The following is a 20,312-nucleotide window of genomic DNA, read 5'->3' on the forward strand; positions in this document are numbered from 1 at the left end:
CAAAACCGAGGTACTCCTATGGGAGCCCAAAAACGACTGATCCGAACGATTTGTTTGGCAGCGGTAGTAAGCAGTGCTGCCAACAGTGCTTTTGCACATGAGACAGAAACGCAGGAAGGCGTCGCCTCCTTTTACAGTGACCGCTTTCAAGGCGCGACCACTGCCAGCGGAGAGCCCTTTGATCAACAAGCGCTGACCGCCGCCCACCCAAGTTTGCCGTTTGGCACAAAGGTGTTGGTGACACGCCCGGACACGGGGCAAGCAGTAGAGGTACTGATCAATGACCGCGGCCCCTTTATTCAAGGACGCATTATTGATTTATCGAAACGCGCGGCTGCTAAGCTTGGCATGATTCGCCGCGGTACAGCTCCCGTGATGGTAACGCTGTTGGATTAACGGATAACACATCCTTGATTGTTGTGTGATACCCCTTAGCCTAATCAATGCGACAGCACACAAAGCACCATTAACACAAGCCAGTAAATAGACAGGGCGACCAGCGATGGTTCGCCCTGTTTTCTTATATGGCTTACTTCCCGATACATTAACGAACTTGCAAGCAGGCTAAGTGTCTCTATGCTGCAGGAAGTTCAACACGCTATCCGCAGGAGGCACTTATGCAGTCACAATTTTATACCTTGACCGATTACCCCAACGGCCTACCCGACCGGGCGCTATTCAAACTAGAGACACAAACGCTACCCGAACTGGCCGAGGGCGAAGTACGCATTCGTAACCACTGGCTTTCCGTCGACCCTTATATGCGCGGTCGCATGAGTGGTATTCGTACCTATGTGGATCCGTTTGAGCTCGGCAAGCCCATGGAAGGCGGCGCCATTGGCGAAGTTATTGAAACCCATGATTCAAGCCTAAAAGTGGGCGACAAAGTCAGCCATATGGGCGGCTGGCGGGATATTGCCCAACTGCCTGCTCAGGGTGTTACGAAGCTACCCGATATCGACGTTCCCGAGCAGGCCTATCTCGGCGTGCTGGGCATGCCGGGCATGACTGCCTGGACTGGCCTAAACCTGATTGCCGAATGCAAGCCTGCCGACAACGTTTTAGTCAGCGCGGCCAGCGGCGCAGTTGGCTCGTTAGCCGTCCAACTGGCTAAAGCGAAGGGCTGCCATGTGGTGGGTATTGCGGGCGCCGCTCATAAGCTAGCCTGGCTGGAGTCATTGGGCGTCGAACCGGTCAGCTACCGGGATAGAGACGCTTACGAGCTTAGCGATGCTATTAAGCTCGCCAGTCCCAACGGCATCGATGTCTATTTCGAAAATGTCGGCGGCATTTGCCTTGAAGCAGCACTGAGCCAGCTTAATGAAGGCGCACGTATCGCCGTGTGTGGCATGATCGATGGCTACAATGACAAAGAGCCCGCTCCTGGCCCCAGCAATCTCGCCCAACTGATCATGCGCAAAGCCAAGATGCAGGGTTTTATTGTTGCTGACCACTGGGCAAACTATAGCTACTTTTTGAACGAAGTAGCTCCCCAAGTGGCAGAAGGCAAGCTGGATTACAAAGAGACGGTCAAAGAGGGGTTAGAGAGCACGCCTGATGCTTTCCTTGCTCTATTCAACGGCGGCAATACCGGCAAAATGCTGATCAAGCTATAGCACTCCATTTAACTCTCTCTTAATTCTCCCCTCCCTCATCTTATATCCTGACCACAGCGCACTTTTTTGCTGTGGTTAGGCTGTATAGCTAAGAAAAAATCGTCAAAACGTTAGACCAATGGCGAGTTGATAATTAAAATCATTCTTTAGAAATGTGTGTTTTAACCCATCGCCGCTGTCGATGGGCTAAAGCGCGTTGCAGGTACGCTGTTATAAGGGGATGTCTCATGGAACAACACATGCGCGATCACGGTAAGTGGCCAGCGATTTTCGTTGGCCTACTGCTGCTCATCGTTGGCTTGGTGCTGGCCATTGGCGGCGGCAAACTATTAAGCCTGGGCGGCAGTGCTTACTACTTAATTGCCGGGGTCAGCATTATTGCCTGCGGCGCTCTCTTTGCTCTACGTCGAGGCGCCGCCCTCTGGCTCTACGCGCTAACCCTTTTTACCACCCTGGCATGGGCACTGTGGGAAGTTGGCCTCGACTGGTGGCAGTTAGTGCCTCGGGTCGCCATTCTCTGCCTAATCGGCATTCTGCTGCTACTGCCCTGGTGGCGTAAGCCGCTGCATTCAAAAGGCGGCAGTCTGGCGCTTGTTGGCAGCATTGCTGCCGCTATTATCGTGGCCATTGCCAGTCAGTTCAGCGACCCCGGCACTATCGAAGGGTCGCTGGCAAATAGCGGCACACCCACCGATAGCGTCAACCCTGCCCAAGTGGCAAGTGATGACTGGCCCGCCTATGGCGGCACCAATGCGGGCACCCACTACTCCTCTCTCGATCAAATCACGCCCGACAACATCGGCGAGCTTGAAGAGGTATGGCGGATTCAAACCGGTGACAAGGCGGGCCCTAATGCGCCGCCTGAAATTACCAACCAGAATACCCCGCTAAAAGTGAACGACAGCCTGTATATTTGCACGTCGCACAGCCGAGCGATGGCGCTATCTCCAGAAACGGGCGAAACCCTGTGGTCGTTTGATCCTGAGATCAGCACCATGGGAGCGGATGATTTCTCAGGCTGGGCGCACATGACCTGCCGCGGCCTCGCCTACTATGACGCTGCTAACTATTCCACTGACGCAAGCGCAAACAGCGATGAGGCTGACAATAACGCAACACCCAGCAGCGCTACGTCGCTCTCTTTTGATATCTTTAATAACAACGACATTTTCAGCCTGGATCTCTCCTTCCTGTCGCTGCTATTTGGTGTTGAAGCAGAAAACGACACTCCACAGCCAATGCTCAGTGAAACCGATGTCATGTGCCCACGCAGGCTCTACCTGCCCACTGCGGATGCACGCTTGATTGCGCTGAATGCCGACACGGGTGAGCGCTGCGCCAGCTTTGGCGATAACGGCGAAATTGATCTTACTAACAACATTGGTGAGTTTTCTCCAGGCGGTTACTACTCCACCTCGCCGCCCACGGTCACTGAGAACCTGGTTATTCTAGGCGGGCACGTCACCGATAACAGCTCCACAGACGAACCTTCCGGCGTTATCCGTGCCTTTGATGTGCATACTGGTGAGTTGGTATGGAACTGGGATAGCGGCAATCCCGACAACACCGATCCGCTGCCAGAAGACGAAACCTACACGCGCAACTCTCCCAACGTATGGGCACCGATCAGCGTTGATGAAGAACTAGGCCTCGTTTACCTGCCCATGGGTAACGCGACGCCTGATCAGTATGGCGCCGACCGCACCGAGAACGATGAAACTTACAGCGCAGGCCTGGTAGCACTTAACGTCGATGACGGTCAGGTGGCGTGGGTTTATCAGTTTGTGCACCACGACCTATGGGATATGGATACACCGGCACAACCAGCGCTCATTGATCTGGCAACTAATGAGGGCACCCAGCCCGCGGTTATTCAGCCGACCAAGCAAGGCAGCCTGTATGTATTAAACCGCGAAACCGGCGAGCCGATTGTACCCATCGAAGAGGTGCCCGCGCCGCAAGGTGCCGTGGAAGGCGACTGGACAGCGGAGACCCAGCCGCGCTCAGCGCTAAACCTGCTACCACCGCCGCTCACCGAGCGCGATATGTGGGGCGCTTCACCGTTTGACCAGATGATGTGCCGCATTCAGTTCAACTCCTTGCGCTACGAGGGCCAGTACACGCCACCTTCGCTGGAAGGCAGCATTGTTTATCCAGGCAATGTGGGTGTGATGAACTGGGGTGGCGTTGCAGTGGATCCCGAGCGCCAGGCGCTATTTACCGGGGCTAAATATCTGGCCTTCGTTTCCACGCTGGTACCCCGCGAAGAAGTCGAAGAGGGCGAAGGCTCCGCCAGTGAACAAGGGCTGCAAATTAATGAAGGCGCGCCCTATGCCGTGAAGCTTGGCCCACTGCTTTCAGTGCTCGGCCTGCCCTGCCAAGCGCCTTCCTGGGGTGACGTTGCGGGCATCGATCTGCAAAGCAACGAGGTAGTGTGGAAGCACCGCAATGGCTCGACCCGCGACAGCATGCCGTTCGGTCTACCGATCGGCTTGAACGTTGGTGTCCCTGCACTAGGCGGCCCGTTAACCACCGCTGGCGGTGTGTCATTCTTGAGCGGCACACTGGATCAATACCTGCGCGGTTACGACATCACCACTGGCGAGGAGTTGTATAAAGCCCGCTTGCCTGCAGGTGGCCAGGCCACGCCAATGACCTATACCGGCCAAGATGGCCGCCAATATGTAGTCGTCACGGCGGGAGGGCACGGCACCTTTGGCACCAAAATGGGTGATTACGTGATTGGCTACGCGCTGCCGGAGTAATCGGTTAGCTTAGCGTCATCACCAATGATAACGGGCGACCTCATCAATGAGGTCGCCCGTTTTTATTAGCACAGGCTTTAAAGCCTGACGTTTAGCAAAGCATCGTTCAGAAAAATACCTTTTAGAAACGCACTTCTAATCCACCATAAACACTGCGCCCGGGAGCAGGTTCGTAGAAACGCCCAAAGGTGCCGTTCAAGCGCACGTTGGCGTAGTGCTCTTCATCAAACAGATTGCGCACACCTACGTAAGCATTTAGCCGTGTATCGCTACCCAACTGCCAGCCATCCCCCACACGCAGGTTTACCAGCCAGTAGCTATCAACCTCTGTTTCATTGGCGTTGTCGGCCACCATATCACCCGTGTACTGAGCTTCCAGCGTCGCAAAGCGCTCATCAATCCCCTGCCAGGTTAGCTGGTTGACCCAGGTTTGCTCGGGCAGGCCGGGAATACGATTACCAGCAAAGCTTTCAGTGGGGGTGGCGAACTGATCAAACTCATAACGGGCTAGCGTCAGGGCGCTATTTAGCCGCCACTGGCTAGCCACCTGCCAACCCAGCGACAGCTCAATGCCGTCCCGGTCGGTGTCGCCCGCGTTTTGATAGAAGGTGCGGCCGCCGTCATCATAAGGCACCAGCTCATCGCGTACGCGCACTGAAAACAGCGCTAAATCGTAATCCATCGCCAGCGGCTCGACATAACCTCGCAGACCCACCTCACGGTTCCAGGCTTTTTGCGGCGACACCGATGGGTTAAAACCGCCGCCTGCGGGGTTAGCAAACTCTGAGAACGTCGGCGTTTCAAAAGCAGTACCGGTATTGATATAAGCCTGATGCTGCGGGCGATAACGGTAGCTTAGCCCCGCCGAACCGCTCCACTCATTGAAGGTTTGATCACCGCTTTGGTCGCCATCGTCTTGGAAGCGGTCATCCACTTCTAATTCAACCCGATCAAAACGCGCTCCGAGGGAGAGCGTCACTTGCTCGGTGAGCGCCAGGTCGCCCTGGGCAAACACTCCCGCTGAGGTCGCGGTTTGGGTCTCTTCCGCCACCTGCTCGCCGACAACGCCTTGGCCGTTTACATCGTTGCGGAAGCGCTCATCGTCCTGGCGGGCCACATCAACACCGGTGATATAGCTCAACGGCAGGCCACCCAGGCTGACTTCATGGTGATACTCGGCGCTCGCGCCCAGGTAATCGCGCTGGTAGCCGATGCGGCTATCGCCCACGTAGGGCAGTTGCTGCTCAAAATCGCGCTGCGCGACGAAGCCTTTTAAATAGAACTCGCCAGTGCCTGCGGACAAATCCTCGTACTGTAATCCGAGAAGCTGCTGATCAACGCTCTGCCCTGCGTCTAGCGCCAGCGAATTAGGTGCAGCTTGATCACGGCCACTCGCCACTTCACGCGCGTTCAGCGCGCCAGGATCTTCGGAGCGGGGATTTTCAAGCAGATTAATGATCGCGGTTAACGCCCGATCGCTGCCTAACTCGCGGCGCAGCTTGGCATTCAGCAGGTATTTCTCTGTGGAGCTCTGCTCCCGATAACCATCCACATTGAGCGCTGAGAAACTCACATGGTGCGACCAATCCCCCTGAGCACCACCTGTTTGCACGACCGCTTTACGGTAGCCATCGCTTCCCACCTCGGTGCGCACGCTTGAGCCAGGGTTATCGCGCCCGTCGGCGGTAGTGACATCAATTACTCCACCTGCCGCGTTACCGTAAAGCACCGAAGAGGGGCCACGAATGACTTCAATACGCTCAGCACTGTCCAGGTCAATGGCATCTAACTGTGCCTGGCCGTCCGGCAGCGTATAGGGAATACCGTCGACCATCACCGTAATCCCGCGCACGCCAAACGGGGCGCGGGCACCAAAGCCGCGAATAGAGATTCGCTGGCCTTGGGCAAAGTTGTCGCGGTTTTGCAGGAAAACCCCTGGCACCCGCACCAGCGCTTCATCTATTCGCGTCCGCTGCTGGCCTTGAGCGATGGCTTCGCGGTCGAGCGAGGTTACCGCCGCGGGAGTGGCATATAGCTCCCGCGATAGCCGAGGCGCCGTCACTTCCAGCGTGGCCAAGCTATTGCTATCGGCCGGATTCTCTTGAGCCCAGCTTTGGCCTGCACCAAGGCAGCTTAATAAGCAAAAAGATGTGGTGGTTACTTTTAACGGCAGGTTGAACACGGAGCCTCTCCCAAACAGCGTAGAGCGAAATAAATGGCGGAATTGAACGATTGTCTACTCGGCTAGTCGTAGAGAATTAGCCAAGGCATGGATAAATAGATTGATCGTGCCTACACTTGTACAAGCTACCCCAGTGAAAGCAAAGGAGGCTTCATGGCGTTTACCGCGACTGATCCAATCAAGATGATTTTTGCCGTTATCCTTCCACCACTCGGCGTATTTTTCGAGGTCGGCTTTAAAGGACACTTTTGGCTGAACATTATTCTAACGCTATTTGGCTTCATACCGGGCATCATCCATGCGTTTTATGTGATATTGAAACACTAGGTTTTAAGAGCCGGTTTTTAAGAGCCACTTACTAGTCAGACAACGCCGCCCAAGCTAACGCTGGGGCGGTTTTTTCTTTAAGCGTAATTATCATTTATTAACAGCGATATTGTCGTACGGCCAGCTGCGAAAAGAAATAGTGCGCGCCTCCAACGCTTGGAAACGCGCATCATCAGATATAAGAAGCAAGATAATCCAGAAAGGCTTTGACACACGCCGGATTTCATGGCACTGTAGCGCCAGTTGGTTAGCAAGCAAGCATGGTTTCAGAAGTGTACGAAAAAGATTTAGAAGTGTACGAGATAGACGTGTACAAAATCTTTCGGCAAGACTGCAATTGTATTCCTTGTTTTATCCGCTATTAATCTGGGTGATACCAGGAACTTTACAATGCGCTTTGCGCGAAAGGATTTTACTATGTCTACTGGCACAGTTAAGTGGTTCAACGATACTAAAGGCTTCGGTTTTATTGCTCCTTCTGACGGCGGCGATGACCTGTTTGCCCATTTCTCTGAAATTCAAGCAGACGGCTTCAAAACCCTGCAAGAAGGCGCTAACGTCTCTTTTGACGTTACCCAGGGTAAGAAAGGCCTTCAGGCTTCAAACATCAAGCAAATTTCCTAACATTTATTGTTAGCAGTTTGCTCGAACCTTTCGAGGTTCGGATAACAAGGCCCGCTTATGCGGGCCTTGTTGCGTTTGGAGTATGTTGTGTTTGGAGCCTACCAATGTTGCGTTGGGAACTTAAGCACCCCTTTCTTATATCCGCGCATATATCAATATTCGCACATCCACCGTCACTGTTAGCCTCTCAAGCGCTGCCGCGCGAGCACGCCCTTCGGCGCTGGCCCGGTAAAGATGCGGTGTCATCGCCAACAGATCGGCAATTTGTTCGCTTCCCTTCAGTGGTAACGAGTAGCTTACTCTCTCGCTGCTATAGTTAGAAAAGCCTTCTAGTGCTTCCGCCTCACTCGAACGTTCGGGCTTTAATGTGGGGTAGATAATCTTCCGCAGCTCGCGCAGATGATCAGGCCCCGCCTCTACTTGCAGCAGCACACCGCCCGTTTTCAGCACACGAGCAAACTCGCTAGCCACAGGAAAGCCAAACATGCACAGGACGCTATCCAACGTTCCCGTCTGCACCGGCAAGTGCGCATTACTTCCCACCACCCAACTGCTTAGCGGTGATTGCTTAGCATCTTGTTTGGCAGCAGCTAGCACCGCCCACTTAGAGATATCCAATCCTATCAGCGAAAGTGACCGCGTGTTAGCCGCAGCGTCAGCTAGTTGGCGAAGGTAGTAACCTTCCCCACAGCCCGCATCCAGGCAGTTAAACGGCTCACTGTTTAGCAATTGAGACTCAGCGTAGCCCAACACGGCATGACCGACGGCATCCGCGATGGGCTGATAGTGCCCAGCGTCAAGAAAGCGCTGGCGAGCAGCCACCATTGTCTTGCTATCACCCGGATCGTGGGAGCGCTTTTGCTGCACTGGCAGTAAGTTAACGTAGCCCTGCTTGGCGATATCAAAGCTGTGCCCCTCAGGGCAGCTCCAAGCGCTGCCCGAGTGAGCTAGCGGGCTGCCATCTAATGGGCAGGCCAGCGCCTGGAAAGGAGTGATGCTCATAGCTGTTTCTGTAACCATTGTGGAAGGGTTGGAAGTGCCATAGAGGGCTGACCATTCAGCGCGTCACCAGGACAATGCCGACCAAGATAACGCCGCCGCCGATCAGAAAATTGATGCTTAGCGGCTCATTGAGCAACAGGGTACCAAAAAGGACGCCGAAAAGCGGGCCTAGAAAAGAGAACACGCCCAACTGGGACGCGCGATAGCGGCGAAGCAGCGTGAACCACAGCATCAGTGCGGCAAATGAAATAATCAGCGCCTGAAAAGCGAGGCTAGCAACCGCCATGGAAGTAAACTGCGCGCTCATTAACTGCCCCGACAGCGCCGCCACTGGCAGTAGCAACAACGCCGTCACACTTAGTTGATAACTCAGAGTGAGCTCTGCGGGGGCCTCAGACAGCGATGTCTTGCGGATCACCACCGTCGTCGCCGCCCAAGAGAACCCGGCCAGCAAACCCAACGCATCGCCGATGAGAATATCGATGCTGTAGGCACCGCTCGGCGCCATGGCAATCACCATGCCCAGAAACGCCAAGCCAACGCCCCACCACTGGCGAGGAGAGAGCTGCTCCCCCGGTACCCAAAGATGTAATCCAAGCGCTGCGAAGATGGGCGCGGTATAGAGAAAGACCGACATATGCGAAGCCAGCGTATAGGTCAGCCCCCAAGCGACAAAAACGAACTCAGCAGCAAAGCCAAGGCCAACCAGTAGCCCAGGGCCCCAGTGGAGCCCCACATCCGCCCAGCGAATGCCGCGCCAATAGGCAAGCAATCCCACCAGACAGCCTGCGATAGCGGAGCGCAGGGCGATCTGCACCACAGGTGAGATATCCTCAGCCACGCCTTTAATCGCCACCTGCTGAAATCCCAGCACCAAACAAAACAGTAGCATTAGCGAGGCTGCCGTCGCATCCACAGACTTTCGCTGCGTATGCCCTAGCATGCTGGCAGTATGGGCATTTGAGGCTATCCTTTGATTATTCATAGTGAGCTCCTATAACATCAAGGCGCTCATTGGAGCAGTAAGCGAAACGGCATACAAACGATTACTTATCAAACCTAGGCTTAGGAAAACTCACGCTATGAGAATAGAAAGGCTTCCGCTGAATGCACTGCGCGCATTTGCCGAAGCCGTGCGGGAAAATAGCTTCAAAGCCGCCGCGCATCGTTTAGGGGTGACCCCTGGGGCCGTTAGTCGGCAGGTGAAACAGCTTGAGGATCGCTTGGGCGTGGTGCTGTTTGAACGGCATGCCAATGGCGTGTGCGCAACCGAAGCAGGCCGAGGGCTTGCTGAAGATGTGCAAGCGGGTCTTTTGCGCATCGCCAGTGGCGTGCAGAACGTCACCGAGCGCTCAGAAGACGCTTTTCGCTTGCTATTGAGTGCGCCACCTTCTTTCCTACAGCTTTGGCTACTCCCCCGCTTACCCGGTTTTGAAGCCAATGAGCGGCAAATAGAGATCTCTCTGGATGCCGAGGCGCGCTTATCGCCGCCGCTATGGATGCCCAACAGGGCACGCTTATCGTTACGCTACGGCCAGGGGCCCTGGCCCGGTGTCACCAGCCAGCGTCTGCTTGAAGACACCCTCTTTCCTGTTTGCTCGCCCACCCTGTTAGCGCAGGAACATATACACACGCCCGCCGACTTGCTGGCCCAGACACTGCTCACCGTGGACTGGTGCAGCCAAGCGGGTCACCCTATCCCAAGCTGGCACGACTGGTTTAAAAACGCTGGGGTGACAATCAAGAAGATCCCCCACCAGCGCCAATACTCGCTCTACAGTTTGGCGCTCGATCAGGCTATGGCCGGGCAGGGCGTGGTACTGGCCAGCTACCCATTGGTAGCCGACCGTCTCATCAGCGGGGTGTTGGTGCGCCCTTTTGCGGAGCACTATCCGCTCGACTCTCCATTCGCCTATGAACTGGTTCTGCCTTCTGAAGGCGTAACACCACCGGCAGTGGCACGCTTCATCGAGTGGCTAGAACAAGAAGCCGCCCACTTTCGGGGCACGCCCCCAGACAGGCATCTATAAGGCAACTCAACCATGCATCGACTGCTACACGTGAAGGGCGCCTTGCCCTATCTGATCGCCATCTTTCTCAATGCCTTTGTGGATCTGGGCCACAAGATCGTCATTCAGAACACAATCTTCAAAAGCTACGATGGCGAAACACAGGTCGTACTTACCGCGCTGGTTAACGGGCTTATCCTGCTGCCGTTTATTTTGCTGTTCAGCCCGGCTGGGCACGTGGCCGACACTTACCCCAAAGTACGCATTTTGCGCGCATCGGCCTGGGCCGCGGTGGCGGTTTCACTGGGCATTACGGCCGCTTATTATCAGGGCTGGTTTTGGCTTGCATTCGCGTTGACACTGCTGCTGGCTATTCAGTCCGCCTTCTACTCACCGGCCAAATACGGCTTGGTGAAAGGGCTGTTCGGCAAGCCGCGCCTGGCAGAAGCCAACGGGTTGATCCAGGCTGTCACGATTGGCGCCATTCTGGCAGGCACCGTGGCGTTTACTGCCCTGTTTGAAACCTGGATAACACCGACTGATCAAACCCCGGCACAGTTGTTGCACCAGATAGCGCCACTGGGTTGGCTGCTAGTACTCAATAGCGCTATTCAGGTGGCAACGCTTTATCGCCTGCCGCTGGATAACACCACGCGACCGGATACCCCGCTCACCTGGCAGCGCTACATCAAGGGCACAGCCCTGAAAGACAACCTGCGCATTATTGCCCGCCAACCCGTTATCAGGCTCTCGATTATCGGCCTGGCCACCTTCTGGTCGGTGGGCCAAGTGCTTCTGGCTGCCTTTCCTGCCTATGCCAAAGATGCTTTAAGCATCAATAACACCCTGGTGTTGCAAGGCATTCTGGCGGCTAGCGGTATCGGGATTGCGCTGGGTTCGGTGCTAGCCAGCAAGCTCTCTCACAATCGCATTGAAACCGGCTTGATCCCTGTCGGCGCCGTCGGGGTCGCCGTGGGGCTATGGTGCCTGCCGCTGTTAACCACACCCGTTGGCCAAGCGCTAAACTTTGTGTTTATCGGCATGATGGGTGGACTGTTTATCGTACCGCTTAACGCGCTGATTCAGTTTCACGCCGCCGACAACGAGTTAGGCACCGTGCTGGCCGCCAATAACTGGATACAAAACATCGCCATGCTGGGCTTTTTGGTGCTCACGGTGCTGTTCGCTTTAGCGGGTGTAGATAGTCATTACTTGCTGTTACTCATTGCCACGGTGGCAATGGTCGGCGGCGGCTACACCATTGTTAAACTGCCCCAAAGCCTGGTGCGCTTTCTGTTGAGCTTCCTGCTGACACGCCGCTACCGCGTACACGTTCATGGCTTGCAAAACCTACCCGCCCAGGGCGGCGTGCTGCTATTGGGCAACCACATCAGCTGGGTGGATTGGGCCATGGTGCAGATTGCCAGCCCCCGCCCTGTACGCTTTGTCATGCTTAGATCGGTTTATCAGCGCTGGTACCTACGCTGGTTCTTAAAATCTCTGGGCTGTATTCCCATCGAACGCGGCAGCGGTGCCGAACAAGCGCTGGCCGATGTGGCTGAACAACTCAACGCTGGCGAGGTGGTGTGCCTATTTCCAGAAGGGGCTATTAGCCGCACTGGCCAACTGGGTGAATTCCGCCGCGGCTATGAGCGCGCCTGTGACATGGCCAACCCCGATGTAAAAATCGTGCCTTTCTACCTGCGCGGCCTGTGGGGTAGCCAGTTCTCCCGCTCGTCCAGCAAGTTAAAGGAGCTGCGCAACGCGCCGCTGCACCGCTCGGTCGTGGTCGCGTTTGGCAAACCACTGCCCAAAGATACCCCCGCTGATGTGCTTAAGCGGCGCATTTTTGAGCAGGCGACGCGTTCTTGGCAGCGGGCCATGGACGAGCTACCCACCCTGCCCAACGCCTGGATTCAAAGCGTTAAGCGCCGCCCTAGCGACCTTGCCCTAGTAGATACCCTGGGCCGACCCCTCAACGCAAGCCAAGCGCTCACCGCCAGCCTGCTGATGGCAAAACGGTTTCGCAAGCTCAACCCAGGTCAGAACGTCGGCCTACTGCTACCGACTAGCAGTGCAGGCGTTATCGCCAATATAGCCACGCTGCTGGCGGGTAAAACGCTGGTAAATCTTAATATCACCGCCGACCACGCGGCAGTTGCTTCTGCCATTTCCCAGGCGGAAATTACCACCGTGTTCACCTCACAGCGCTTTGTGAAGAAGCTTGAGCAGCGCGGTCTCGACGTTAATCAACTCCTTGCCGAAAAACAGGTGGTTTACCTCGAAAACCTGCAAAGCACCATTGGCCGCGCCGAACGCTTAAGCACCTGGCTCGCAGTACGCATACTGCCGATGTGGTTAATCCAGCACGGCTTTTGCCGCGGCCACGATGCTAACGCGACCGCCGCCATCCTGTTTTCCAGCGACGGCGAAGGCAATCCCAAGGGCGTGATGCTCAGCCACCGCAACCTGATGGCCAATATCAAACAAACCTCTGACGTACTCAACACCCAGAGCAACGATGTATTAATGGGCTCATTGCCGTTGTTTGACGCCTTCGGCCTCACGGTCACCCAACTTCTACCGCTGATTGAAGGGCTACCACTGGTGTGCCACGAGGAACCTGACGATGCCCAGGGTATCGCCGACGCTATTGCCAAACACAAAGTCAGCATCTTGTTTAGTATGCCGATCTCGCTGCAGATGTTTGTCGATAATCCAAAGGTTCAGCCAGCCATGCTGGAAAGCTTGCGGGCGGTGGTCGTAGGGGCAGAGAAATTCGAGGAGAGCGTACGCGCCAGCTTTGCGGAAAAATTCAACAAGCCTATCTACGAAGGCTACGGCGCGACTGAAACCGCACCAGTGGCATCGGTCAACCTGCCCGACGCCGTGGGCGCTAACTACCAGCAGGTACAACGCGGCAGCAAGCCAGGCACCGTGGGCATGCCGCTCCCCGGCACCAGTTTCAAGATCGTCGACCCTGATAGTTTTGAAGAGTTGCCCACCGGCGAAGCGGGCATGATATTAATCAGTGGTCCGCAGGTGATGCAAGGCTACCTGAATGACGCCAAGCGCACAGCCAAGGCGCTCCACAAGGCCGATGGCCACCGCTGGTACATCACCGGTGATAAAGGCTTTATCGACGAAGACGGTTTTTTGACCCTGATTGACCGTTACTCTTTAAGTCACTGGCAATCGCCGTCATGGAGAAATGATGAACAGTGACTTATAAATGTTTTGAAAAGAAATTCATCAGCAACTCGTAGTGCTTATTCTGCCCAGCGCAGTTGGGTATATGGTCCTCGCCTTCGTAGTAGTGCACTTCCGGGTTACGGCCATGCTTGATTAGGCGTTTTTCCAGGCGCCTGGTCATTTCAACCGACCACATGCGGTCTTGCGTGCCATGAGAAAGAAACAGCGGCCCAGGGTAGCGCTCAATTTCTATCGATGTGGTGGGCAATAAGCCTTCATGACTCCCCTGCCATGTCCAGGCGCGCTTACTGACGTCCCAGGCTTGCCAGCCGGGGTCGCCAGCATCGCGAAAACCACGGGCATCAAAGGCACCGCACACCACATCGGGCGGGCTATGAGCGGCGATAGCATCTGGCGTACCTTCGATCTTATCTCTTGCCATCAGTGAGCCGAGCAATAACGCGTGTTCGGCACCGCGTGAAAGACCATAAAACCCAACCCGCTCATCCACGTATTGAAAACCCCGAAGTGCACTCAGCGCTTCCACGCTACGATCGAGCGGGTAATCGATAATATGCCCCGCATTCCAGGCATTACCACCACTTGAGTAGCCATAGGGAAATGCCAAGAACCCATGCGCTGCGAATAGCATCGCGTCCCGGTGACTCCACCCTGCCCAAGCGCCTTCAGAACCATGCAGCAGCATAATGGCTGGAAAAGGGCCATCGCCCGGCGGGCCATAAGTAACGCCCCAGCCGGGTAACTCGCGCTGCACGATATTTAAAGGCATTTAGGCTCCCCGAAGGCTTCCCACATACTCACCCTTTACTTCGTATGCCATCGACACTGATTCATCCTATTCCGACGCGTTTCCCTCAGCATTATCCACCTCCGAGGAGTGTTTTACTTTCGCCCCACGTGCAACATCCTGATGACTGATAACCACGACGTCTCTCGGCCACCACTCGGGATGATTATCGCGGATGAACGCCATGAGCTTTTCGCGTACGTGCATTTCAGCTGTCCATCCAGCCATAGGATCAGAGGTCATTAAATAGCAGGTCACGGTTTGCGCCGTATTCGATTGTGCCGTTACGTAACAAAGCAGTTTATGGTGCTCAATAACGTTGTCTTCCTCTTTGGCGAACTCCAAAAACTTGTCTCTTATTAACTCAATATCGGCGCTCAGGTGCAGTGTCAGCTCCACGTAACGGTACATCTTGATGCTCTTGACTGAGAGATTCTGGAAAGGCTTCGACGTAAAGTACGTGACGGGCACGATCAACCGCCGTTCGTCCCAGGTTCTTAAGCGGATGAAGGTATAAAAGATGCCTTCTACATAGCACCACTGGTCTTCAAAGATCACCAAATCGCCAATACGAATCGGCTTGGCAAACGACAATTGAAACGACGCTAAAATATTGCCCAATACCGCCTGACCGGCGACACCCACGAGTACCGCCAGAACGCTGGCAGATGCCAGGATGGATAACCCCATCGACTCAAAAATCTGTATCTGCCCCAGGATGTAAACCGACACCCCGGTGACGGTCACCAGGATAATGATACGCCGCAGTGCGTAGAGCGATGTCAGCAGCTTGCGCTCATCCTTGGGCTTGGTGTCATCTATCTCCCCCACCAGCCGCCGCGTCATGCGCAGCATCAGAGTATCCACGAAGCGCAGCGCAATGGAACCCGCACACCAGGCGAGAATACCGATAAGCAGTACGCGGAAGGTAGTGGTCGCGACCGCTGAAAACGACACCACGTAGTCCAGCAGCATCTGGGTGAAAAGCGAGATCACGATCAGCGCCGCCGGCATGCCAATCTGCCCGGCAAACATACGAAAGGCACCGGCGGGTAGCCAATTAGACATCACACCTATTAGGCGGTGGACCCCCCAGCCCACAATGCCCACGAACAGCAAAAAGACCGGAATGGCCACCCACTCCCAAAGTCTCAGCAACCCAAATGATGACTGCAGACTTTCGGGAATGTATTGCTCCAGCATCGACGGGCCGTACTGCTCATAAAGCATCGGAATGTACGACACGCTGATGGGCATGATCAGCCATACCGGTTCATCGTCACCGACGCGGTAGCGGGCTAGACGGATATCGTAGGTTTGTCCATCGGCCCGCAGCGATGCCAGTTCAAGGTTACGCCGCGTTTCGCCAACGCGCGGGTTTTGTCCGGCGGGATCTTCTATCACGGCGTCTTCCCGCCCCGAGAGATTATCGACGCTGATCCGTTCGCCACGCTTGAACACTTCCGCCAACTGCCGAGCCAGTTCCTGACCTTGTTCGCGCTGCTCCTCGTCGCTCAACTCCGACAGATTGAGCATGTGCGCCGCTTTTTCGTACTCTTCCTGTTCGGTGAGATCGAGAAAGCTTCGCATGGCTTCACGCGGCGTGACGCGGCTGGCTTCTTCAGGTATTTCGCCAAGCCCGGTATTCAGTGAATCAACCGTAAACCACCGACTGTCCTCGCTCTCTCCTCCTTGAGGTTGCGCCGCGCTGACGCTGGAAAACGCCAATGTTACTAGTAATATCAGCCATGCGGGCCACGAGCTGTTTGCTTTCATACATGCCTTATTGATTGAGGTGGGCCTATGTATTGTCCATCGACAGGCTAATCGTGTAGCCAGCTCCGCGTTAAATATGGCGCCATCCTTGTCAGTGGAAGCGCAAATTACAGCCCACCTTCCTTGATGGTGCAAGGTGCATTGCACCATTAATCTGCGACGCATCTAGAAACTTTAATTAGGAATTCGTTGTTTTCACCTCACGGCGGAGCCCTGCCTTACGTTCCACTAACGCAACGCTGAGTCCCAACACACCCATCTATTACGCCTTTAGCCCTAGCGGTATGCTCTTTGTGTGACAGCATAACCCTGCCAAAAGGAGAGTATGATGAAAAAACTGTTGCAGGTGACCAATGCACCTCGGCCTCATTGGGTAGGCGATGGGTTCCCAGTGCGCTCGCTTTTTTCCTATGGTCAGCATGCAAACAAGCTGAGCCCTTTTCTATTACTGGATTACGCAGGCCCCAGAGACTTTCAGCCTGCACAGAAACCTCGCGGTGTGGGGCAGCACCCTCACCGCGGGTTCGAAACGGTCACGATTGTTTACCAGGGCGAAGTTGCGCACCAAGACTCCACTGGGAGGGGCGGCGTGATAGGCCCCGGCGATGTGCAGTGGATGACCGCTGGGGCAGGCATTTTGCATGAAGAGTTTCATTCGCCGGCATTTACGCAGTCAGGTGGCTCACTGGAAATGGTCCAACTGTGGGTCAACCTGCCCGCCAAAGACAAGATGGCTAAACCTGGCTACCAGGCCATCTTTGATCGGCAAATCCCACGAGTTGATCTGCCTGAAGGAGCAGGCTGGTTGAGGGTAATTGCCGGTGAGTACCAATCTCAATCAGGGCCGGCAGAGACATTTACGCCAATAAATGTGTGGGATCTAAGCCTGAATGCTGGGAAAGCCACAACGCTTGCCCAGCCCAATGGCTGGACTACTCTGCTGGTGGTCTTGAAAGGCACCGTGTTGGTCAACGGAGAAGGAATACTCCGTGAAGCACAAGTGGCCGAGCTGGCGCGCGAGGGCGAAACATTTACCCTAGAAGCCAATAATGATGTACAGCTGCTACTGCTTGCAGGCGAGCCCATTAACGAGCCGGTGGTGGGGCATGGCCCCTTTGTCATGAACAGCGAAAAGGAGATCATGGAAGCGATGGATGATTTCAACAACGGTCGTTTTGGACAAATAACCGTCTGATATCGCTTTTGATTTAACGCACTAAGTCAGCTAGCTGCCCTTAGCAGCTAGCCTTTTTAGCCGTTTTATTTGCTTGGCTGAACAGGAAAGGGGATAAATTCCGCATCGTCCCCAGGTGGAAGGCGAAAGCGGCCATGTTCAAAATCCGCCTCTACCCAAGCCTGCTTGGCGGCCTCAAGTTTTTCCCGGGAAGAGGCGACGAAATTCCATGAAATATACCGTGGCCCATTCAGAGTTTCGCCTCCCAACAACATCAATCGAGAACCAACTTCCCCTGCTACCACCGTTATCGGATCGCCGGGGCGGAACACCATCATCCTGCCAGCCTCAAACGATTCTCCCGCAATACTGACACTGCCAGACATCACATAAATACCTCGATCCTCATGATTATCCGGTAACGGTAACTTTGCGCCTGGCTGCAGCATTGCATCTGCATAAAACATTTCAGAGAAGGTTTTTACCGGTGCGCTTTCCCCCCAAGCCGTGCCTAGAATTAAGCGCACTTCCTTACCCTCGCCTTTAAGCATCGGCAGCGTCTCCTCGCCATGATGCTCGAAGCTGGCTGGCTTGTCTTCATGCGCTTCGGGAAGCGCGACCCACGTCTGAACACCTAGCAGAGAGTGTGAGTGCTGGCGAGTAATTGAACTGGTGCGTTCAGAATGGGTGACCCCATTGCCCGCTACCATCCAATTAACCGCGCCGGGACGGATTATTTGATTAGTGCCCAGGCTATCGCGGTGCTGAAACTCCCCCTGGTACAGATACGTCACCGTAGCCAGCCCAATGTGCGGATGCGGGCGAACATCAATCCCCTCTTCCTTAAGAAATTCAGCAGGCCCCATCTGATCGAAAAAAATAAACGGCCCTACCATCTGGCGATTAGGGGCAGGCAGCGCACGACGCACTTCAAAACCACCCAGATCCCGTGCACGGGGAACGATCAGTGTCTCTATATCGTTCAGATTACCTGCGGAGGGGCACCTAGGCTCAATATCGGGCATCCAGCTCATGTGAGTTACTCCGGACATAATGGCAAGCCAAGATCAGCGAAACATCCATGGCGCGGTTAAGCGAACAGAGAGGACTGGGAGATAACCCTCTCCCAGTCGTGAACACGGGTTACTTGCTGGTTAGCGTGCTGTAGCTGTTCATTAAATTACGATAGTCAGGAATGTGGTTGGCGAACAGAGCCCCCAGACCTTCAACATCATTGCGCCAATCGCGATGCAACTCGCAAGCTGTGCCAAACCATGTCATCAATTGCGCACCGGCACTGGACATACGATCCCAGGCGGCGTCACGGGTAAGTTCGTTAAAGGTGCCGGATGCATCGGTAATAACGAACACATCGAACGCTTCTTCAAGGGCAGAAAGCGCCGGAAAGGCAACGCACACTTCAGTCACCACACCTGCGATAATTAATTGCTTTTTGCCAGTTGCTCTAACGGCGTTGACAAAATCCTCATTATCCCAGGCATTGATTTGCCCCGGACGGGCGATGTAAGGAGCGTCTGGAAACATCTCTTTTAACTCAGGCACCAGAGGGCCATTGGGGCCATCTTCAAAGCTGGTAGTGAGAATGGTGGGCAGCCCAAAATATTTAGCCAAATCCGCCAGCGCTAATACGTTATTTTTAAAGCGATCCGGATCAATATCACGCACTAGAGATAACAATCCTGTTTGGTGATCCACCAATAGAACAGCGGCATTATCTTTATCGAGACGAACATAGGGTTTAGCCATGACATACTCCTTTTATCTATTTAGCTTAGTGAGCGCTTCGCATGCAAAGCACCAGCGCGTGTTTCCACCTGCTTTATAAAGTGTAGTATTCCGTTCATGCGATGATTAGATAAGAAATTAAGACACACTGTTGCACAGGGAGAACACACATGACGGCCCCTAACCTTAACGATCTTTATTACTTTGTGAAGGTAGTCGATTATGGTGGTTTTTCTCCCGCGGCTAGAGCCACAGGCATTGCAAAATCAAAACTGAGCAGGCGTATCAGTGAACTGGAAAACGAGCTAAATGTTCGTCTTCTAAACCGTTCCACACGCCATTTATCACTTACCGATATCGGCAAGCGGTATTATCAGCACTGCAAAGCCATGCTGGTGGAAGCGAAAGCAGCCCAGCAGTTCATTGAAGAGAGCAAACAGACCCCCTGCGGCATTATCCGCATAAGCTGCCCCACGGGCTTATTGAGCTTTCACGTGAGCGAGATGCTGGCGGACTTTATGGCCCGCTATCCCGAAGTTCATGTGCATCTTGAAGGCACCAACCGACGCATCGATCCGTTCGTTGAAGGTGTGGACGTTGCCCTGCGTGCACGCCCCCTCCCACTTGAAGACAGCGATCTGATTCTTAAAGTGCTGTCAGATCGTGGACAGTGCCTAGTGGCAAGTCCCGCGTTGCTTGAGCAGTATGGCGTACCCTCTACCCTGGATATGCTCGCCACGCTTCCCAGCTTGAGCCGAGCAAGACCGGAAGAGCCCCATGTATGGCGGTTGCAGCGAGAAGGAGAAGAGCGTGTGGTGGAACATTCACCGCGCTTTATTACTACCGACATGACCGCGCTATATAACGCGGCCCTAGCAGGTGTCGGCGTGGTTCAATTGCCTAGTTTGATGCTGGGTAATTCGCTGACGTCAAAAGCCCTGGTACACGTCATGCCAGAGTGGGAACCCCGGCGGGAAGTCATTCATGCTGTTTACCCCTCTCGACGGGGCTTGCTGCCTTCCGTCAGGGCGCTGCTGGACTTTCTTGCCGAGCGCTATGCCGCGCTGGGTTCTGAGCACTGATGACATAGC

The 20,312-nt window shown here is 54.7% G+C and carries 16 protein-coding genes; 9 read left to right on the forward strand and 7 right to left on the reverse strand.

The window, feature by feature from the left end; translation table 11 throughout:
• Positions 1 to 18: 18 nt before the first annotated feature.
• The 3 genes from QT230_RS04235 to QT230_RS04245 all read left to right on the forward strand — a co-directional run bounded on the left by QT230_RS04235 (position 19) and on the right by QT230_RS04245 (position 4,381).
• Positions 19 to 396 (forward strand): septal ring lytic transglycosylase RlpA family protein, encoded by a 378-nt coding sequence (locus tag QT230_RS04235; RefSeq protein WP_308320322.1) that lies wholly within the window; start codon positions 19 to 21, stop codon positions 394 to 396.
• Between the two features lie 221 nt (positions 397 to 617).
• Positions 618 to 1,616 carry an NADP-dependent oxidoreductase gene (locus QT230_RS04240; RefSeq protein ID WP_308320323.1) on the forward strand — a complete coding sequence of 333 codons (999 nt, stop codon included), beginning with the start codon at positions 618 to 620 and terminating at the stop codon, positions 1,614 to 1,616.
• A gap of 227 nt (positions 1,617 to 1,843) precedes the next feature.
• On the forward strand, positions 1,844 to 4,381 hold the full coding sequence (locus tag QT230_RS04245; protein ID WP_308320324.1) for a glucose/quinate/shikimate family membrane-bound PQQ-dependent dehydrogenase: 2,538 nt from the start codon (positions 1,844 to 1,846) through the stop codon (positions 4,379 to 4,381).
• Positions 4,382 to 4,502: 121 nt separating this feature from the next.
• Here QT230_RS04245 and QT230_RS04250 read toward each other — a convergent pair whose 3' ends face one another.
• Positions 4,503 to 6,563 carry a TonB-dependent receptor gene (locus QT230_RS04250; protein ID WP_308320325.1) on the reverse strand — a complete coding sequence of 687 codons (2,061 nt, stop codon included), beginning with the start codon at positions 6,561 to 6,563 and terminating at the stop codon, positions 4,503 to 4,505.
• 153 nt (positions 6,564 to 6,716) lie between these two features.
• Here QT230_RS04250 and QT230_RS04255 point away from each other — a divergent pair, with 153 nt between their 5' ends.
• Both QT230_RS04255 and QT230_RS04260 read left to right on the forward strand, forming a co-directional pair.
• Entirely contained in the window at positions 6,717 to 6,890 is a 174-nt protein-coding gene (locus tag QT230_RS04255) for a YqaE/Pmp3 family membrane protein (protein ID WP_035538925.1), read from the forward strand.
• A gap of 417 nt (positions 6,891 to 7,307) precedes the next feature.
• Positions 7,308 to 7,514 carry a cold-shock protein gene (locus tag QT230_RS04260; protein WP_007111402.1) on the forward strand — a complete coding sequence of 69 codons (207 nt, stop codon included), beginning with the start codon at positions 7,308 to 7,310 and terminating at the stop codon, positions 7,512 to 7,514.
• A gap of 135 nt (positions 7,515 to 7,649) precedes the next feature.
• Here QT230_RS04260 and QT230_RS04265 read toward each other — a convergent pair whose 3' ends face one another.
• Together QT230_RS04265 and QT230_RS04270 are read right to left on the reverse strand one after the other, a co-directional pair.
• Entirely contained in the window at positions 7,650 to 8,516 is an 867-nt protein-coding gene (locus QT230_RS04265) for a putative RNA methyltransferase (protein WP_308320333.1), read from the reverse strand.
• A gap of 55 nt (positions 8,517 to 8,571) precedes the next feature.
• Complete coding sequence (locus tag QT230_RS04270) at positions 8,572 to 9,501, reverse strand: DMT family transporter (protein WP_308320334.1); 930 nt, start codon at positions 9,499 to 9,501, stop codon at positions 8,572 to 8,574.
• Positions 9,502 to 9,598: 97 nt separating this feature from the next.
• Between QT230_RS04270 and QT230_RS04275 the strand changes: the two genes are divergently transcribed.
• Both QT230_RS04275 and QT230_RS04280 read left to right on the forward strand, forming a co-directional pair.
• Entirely contained in the window at positions 9,599 to 10,546 is a 948-nt protein-coding gene (locus QT230_RS04275; protein WP_308320335.1) for a LysR substrate-binding domain-containing protein, read from the forward strand.
• 12 nt (positions 10,547 to 10,558) lie between these two features.
• The gene (locus QT230_RS04280; RefSeq protein ID WP_308320336.1) at positions 10,559 to 13,750 is read left to right on the forward strand and encodes an acyl-[ACP]--phospholipid O-acyltransferase; all 3,192 of its coding nucleotides are present in this window, start codon (positions 10,559 to 10,561) and stop codon (positions 13,748 to 13,750) included.
• Position 13,751: 1 nt separating this feature from the next.
• Here QT230_RS04280 and QT230_RS04285 read toward each other — a convergent pair whose 3' ends face one another.
• A complete protein-coding gene (locus tag QT230_RS04285; protein WP_308320337.1) occupies positions 13,752 to 14,507 on the reverse strand; it encodes an acyl-CoA thioester hydrolase/BAAT C-terminal domain-containing protein in 756 nt (251 codons plus the stop codon).
• A gap of 66 nt (positions 14,508 to 14,573) precedes the next feature.
• Positions 14,574 to 16,301, reverse strand: a complete 1,728-nt coding sequence (locus QT230_RS04290) for a mechanosensitive ion channel domain-containing protein (RefSeq protein ID WP_308320338.1) — start codon at positions 16,299 to 16,301, stop codon at positions 14,574 to 14,576.
• A 328-nt stretch (positions 16,302 to 16,629) separates the two neighbouring features.
• Between QT230_RS04290 and QT230_RS04295 the strand changes: the two genes are divergently transcribed.
• Positions 16,630 to 17,496 (forward strand): pirin family protein, encoded by an 867-nt coding sequence (locus QT230_RS04295; RefSeq protein ID WP_308320339.1) that lies wholly within the window; start codon positions 16,630 to 16,632, stop codon positions 17,494 to 17,496.
• A 65-nt stretch (positions 17,497 to 17,561) separates the two neighbouring features.
• Here the strand turns inward: QT230_RS04295 and QT230_RS04300 are convergent, their stop codons facing one another.
• Complete coding sequence (locus QT230_RS04300; RefSeq protein WP_308320340.1) at positions 17,562 to 18,509, reverse strand: pirin family protein; 948 nt, start codon at positions 18,507 to 18,509, stop codon at positions 17,562 to 17,564.
• A 109-nt stretch (positions 18,510 to 18,618) separates the two neighbouring features.
• The gene (gene ycaC / locus QT230_RS04305) at positions 18,619 to 19,242 is read right to left on the reverse strand and encodes an isochorismate family cysteine hydrolase YcaC (protein ID WP_308320341.1); all 624 of its coding nucleotides are present in this window, start codon (positions 19,240 to 19,242) and stop codon (positions 18,619 to 18,621) included.
• Positions 19,243 to 19,391: 149 nt separating this feature from the next.
• Between ycaC and QT230_RS04310 the strand changes: the two genes are divergently transcribed.
• Complete coding sequence (locus tag QT230_RS04310; protein ID WP_308320343.1) at positions 19,392 to 20,303, forward strand: LysR family transcriptional regulator; 912 nt, start codon at positions 19,392 to 19,394, stop codon at positions 20,301 to 20,303.
• Positions 20,304 to 20,312 lie beyond the last annotated feature (9 nt).

The organism is Halomonas sp. SpR8 (assembly GCF_031010195.1).
GTDB lineage: Bacteria > Pseudomonadota > Gammaproteobacteria > Pseudomonadales > Halomonadaceae > Vreelandella.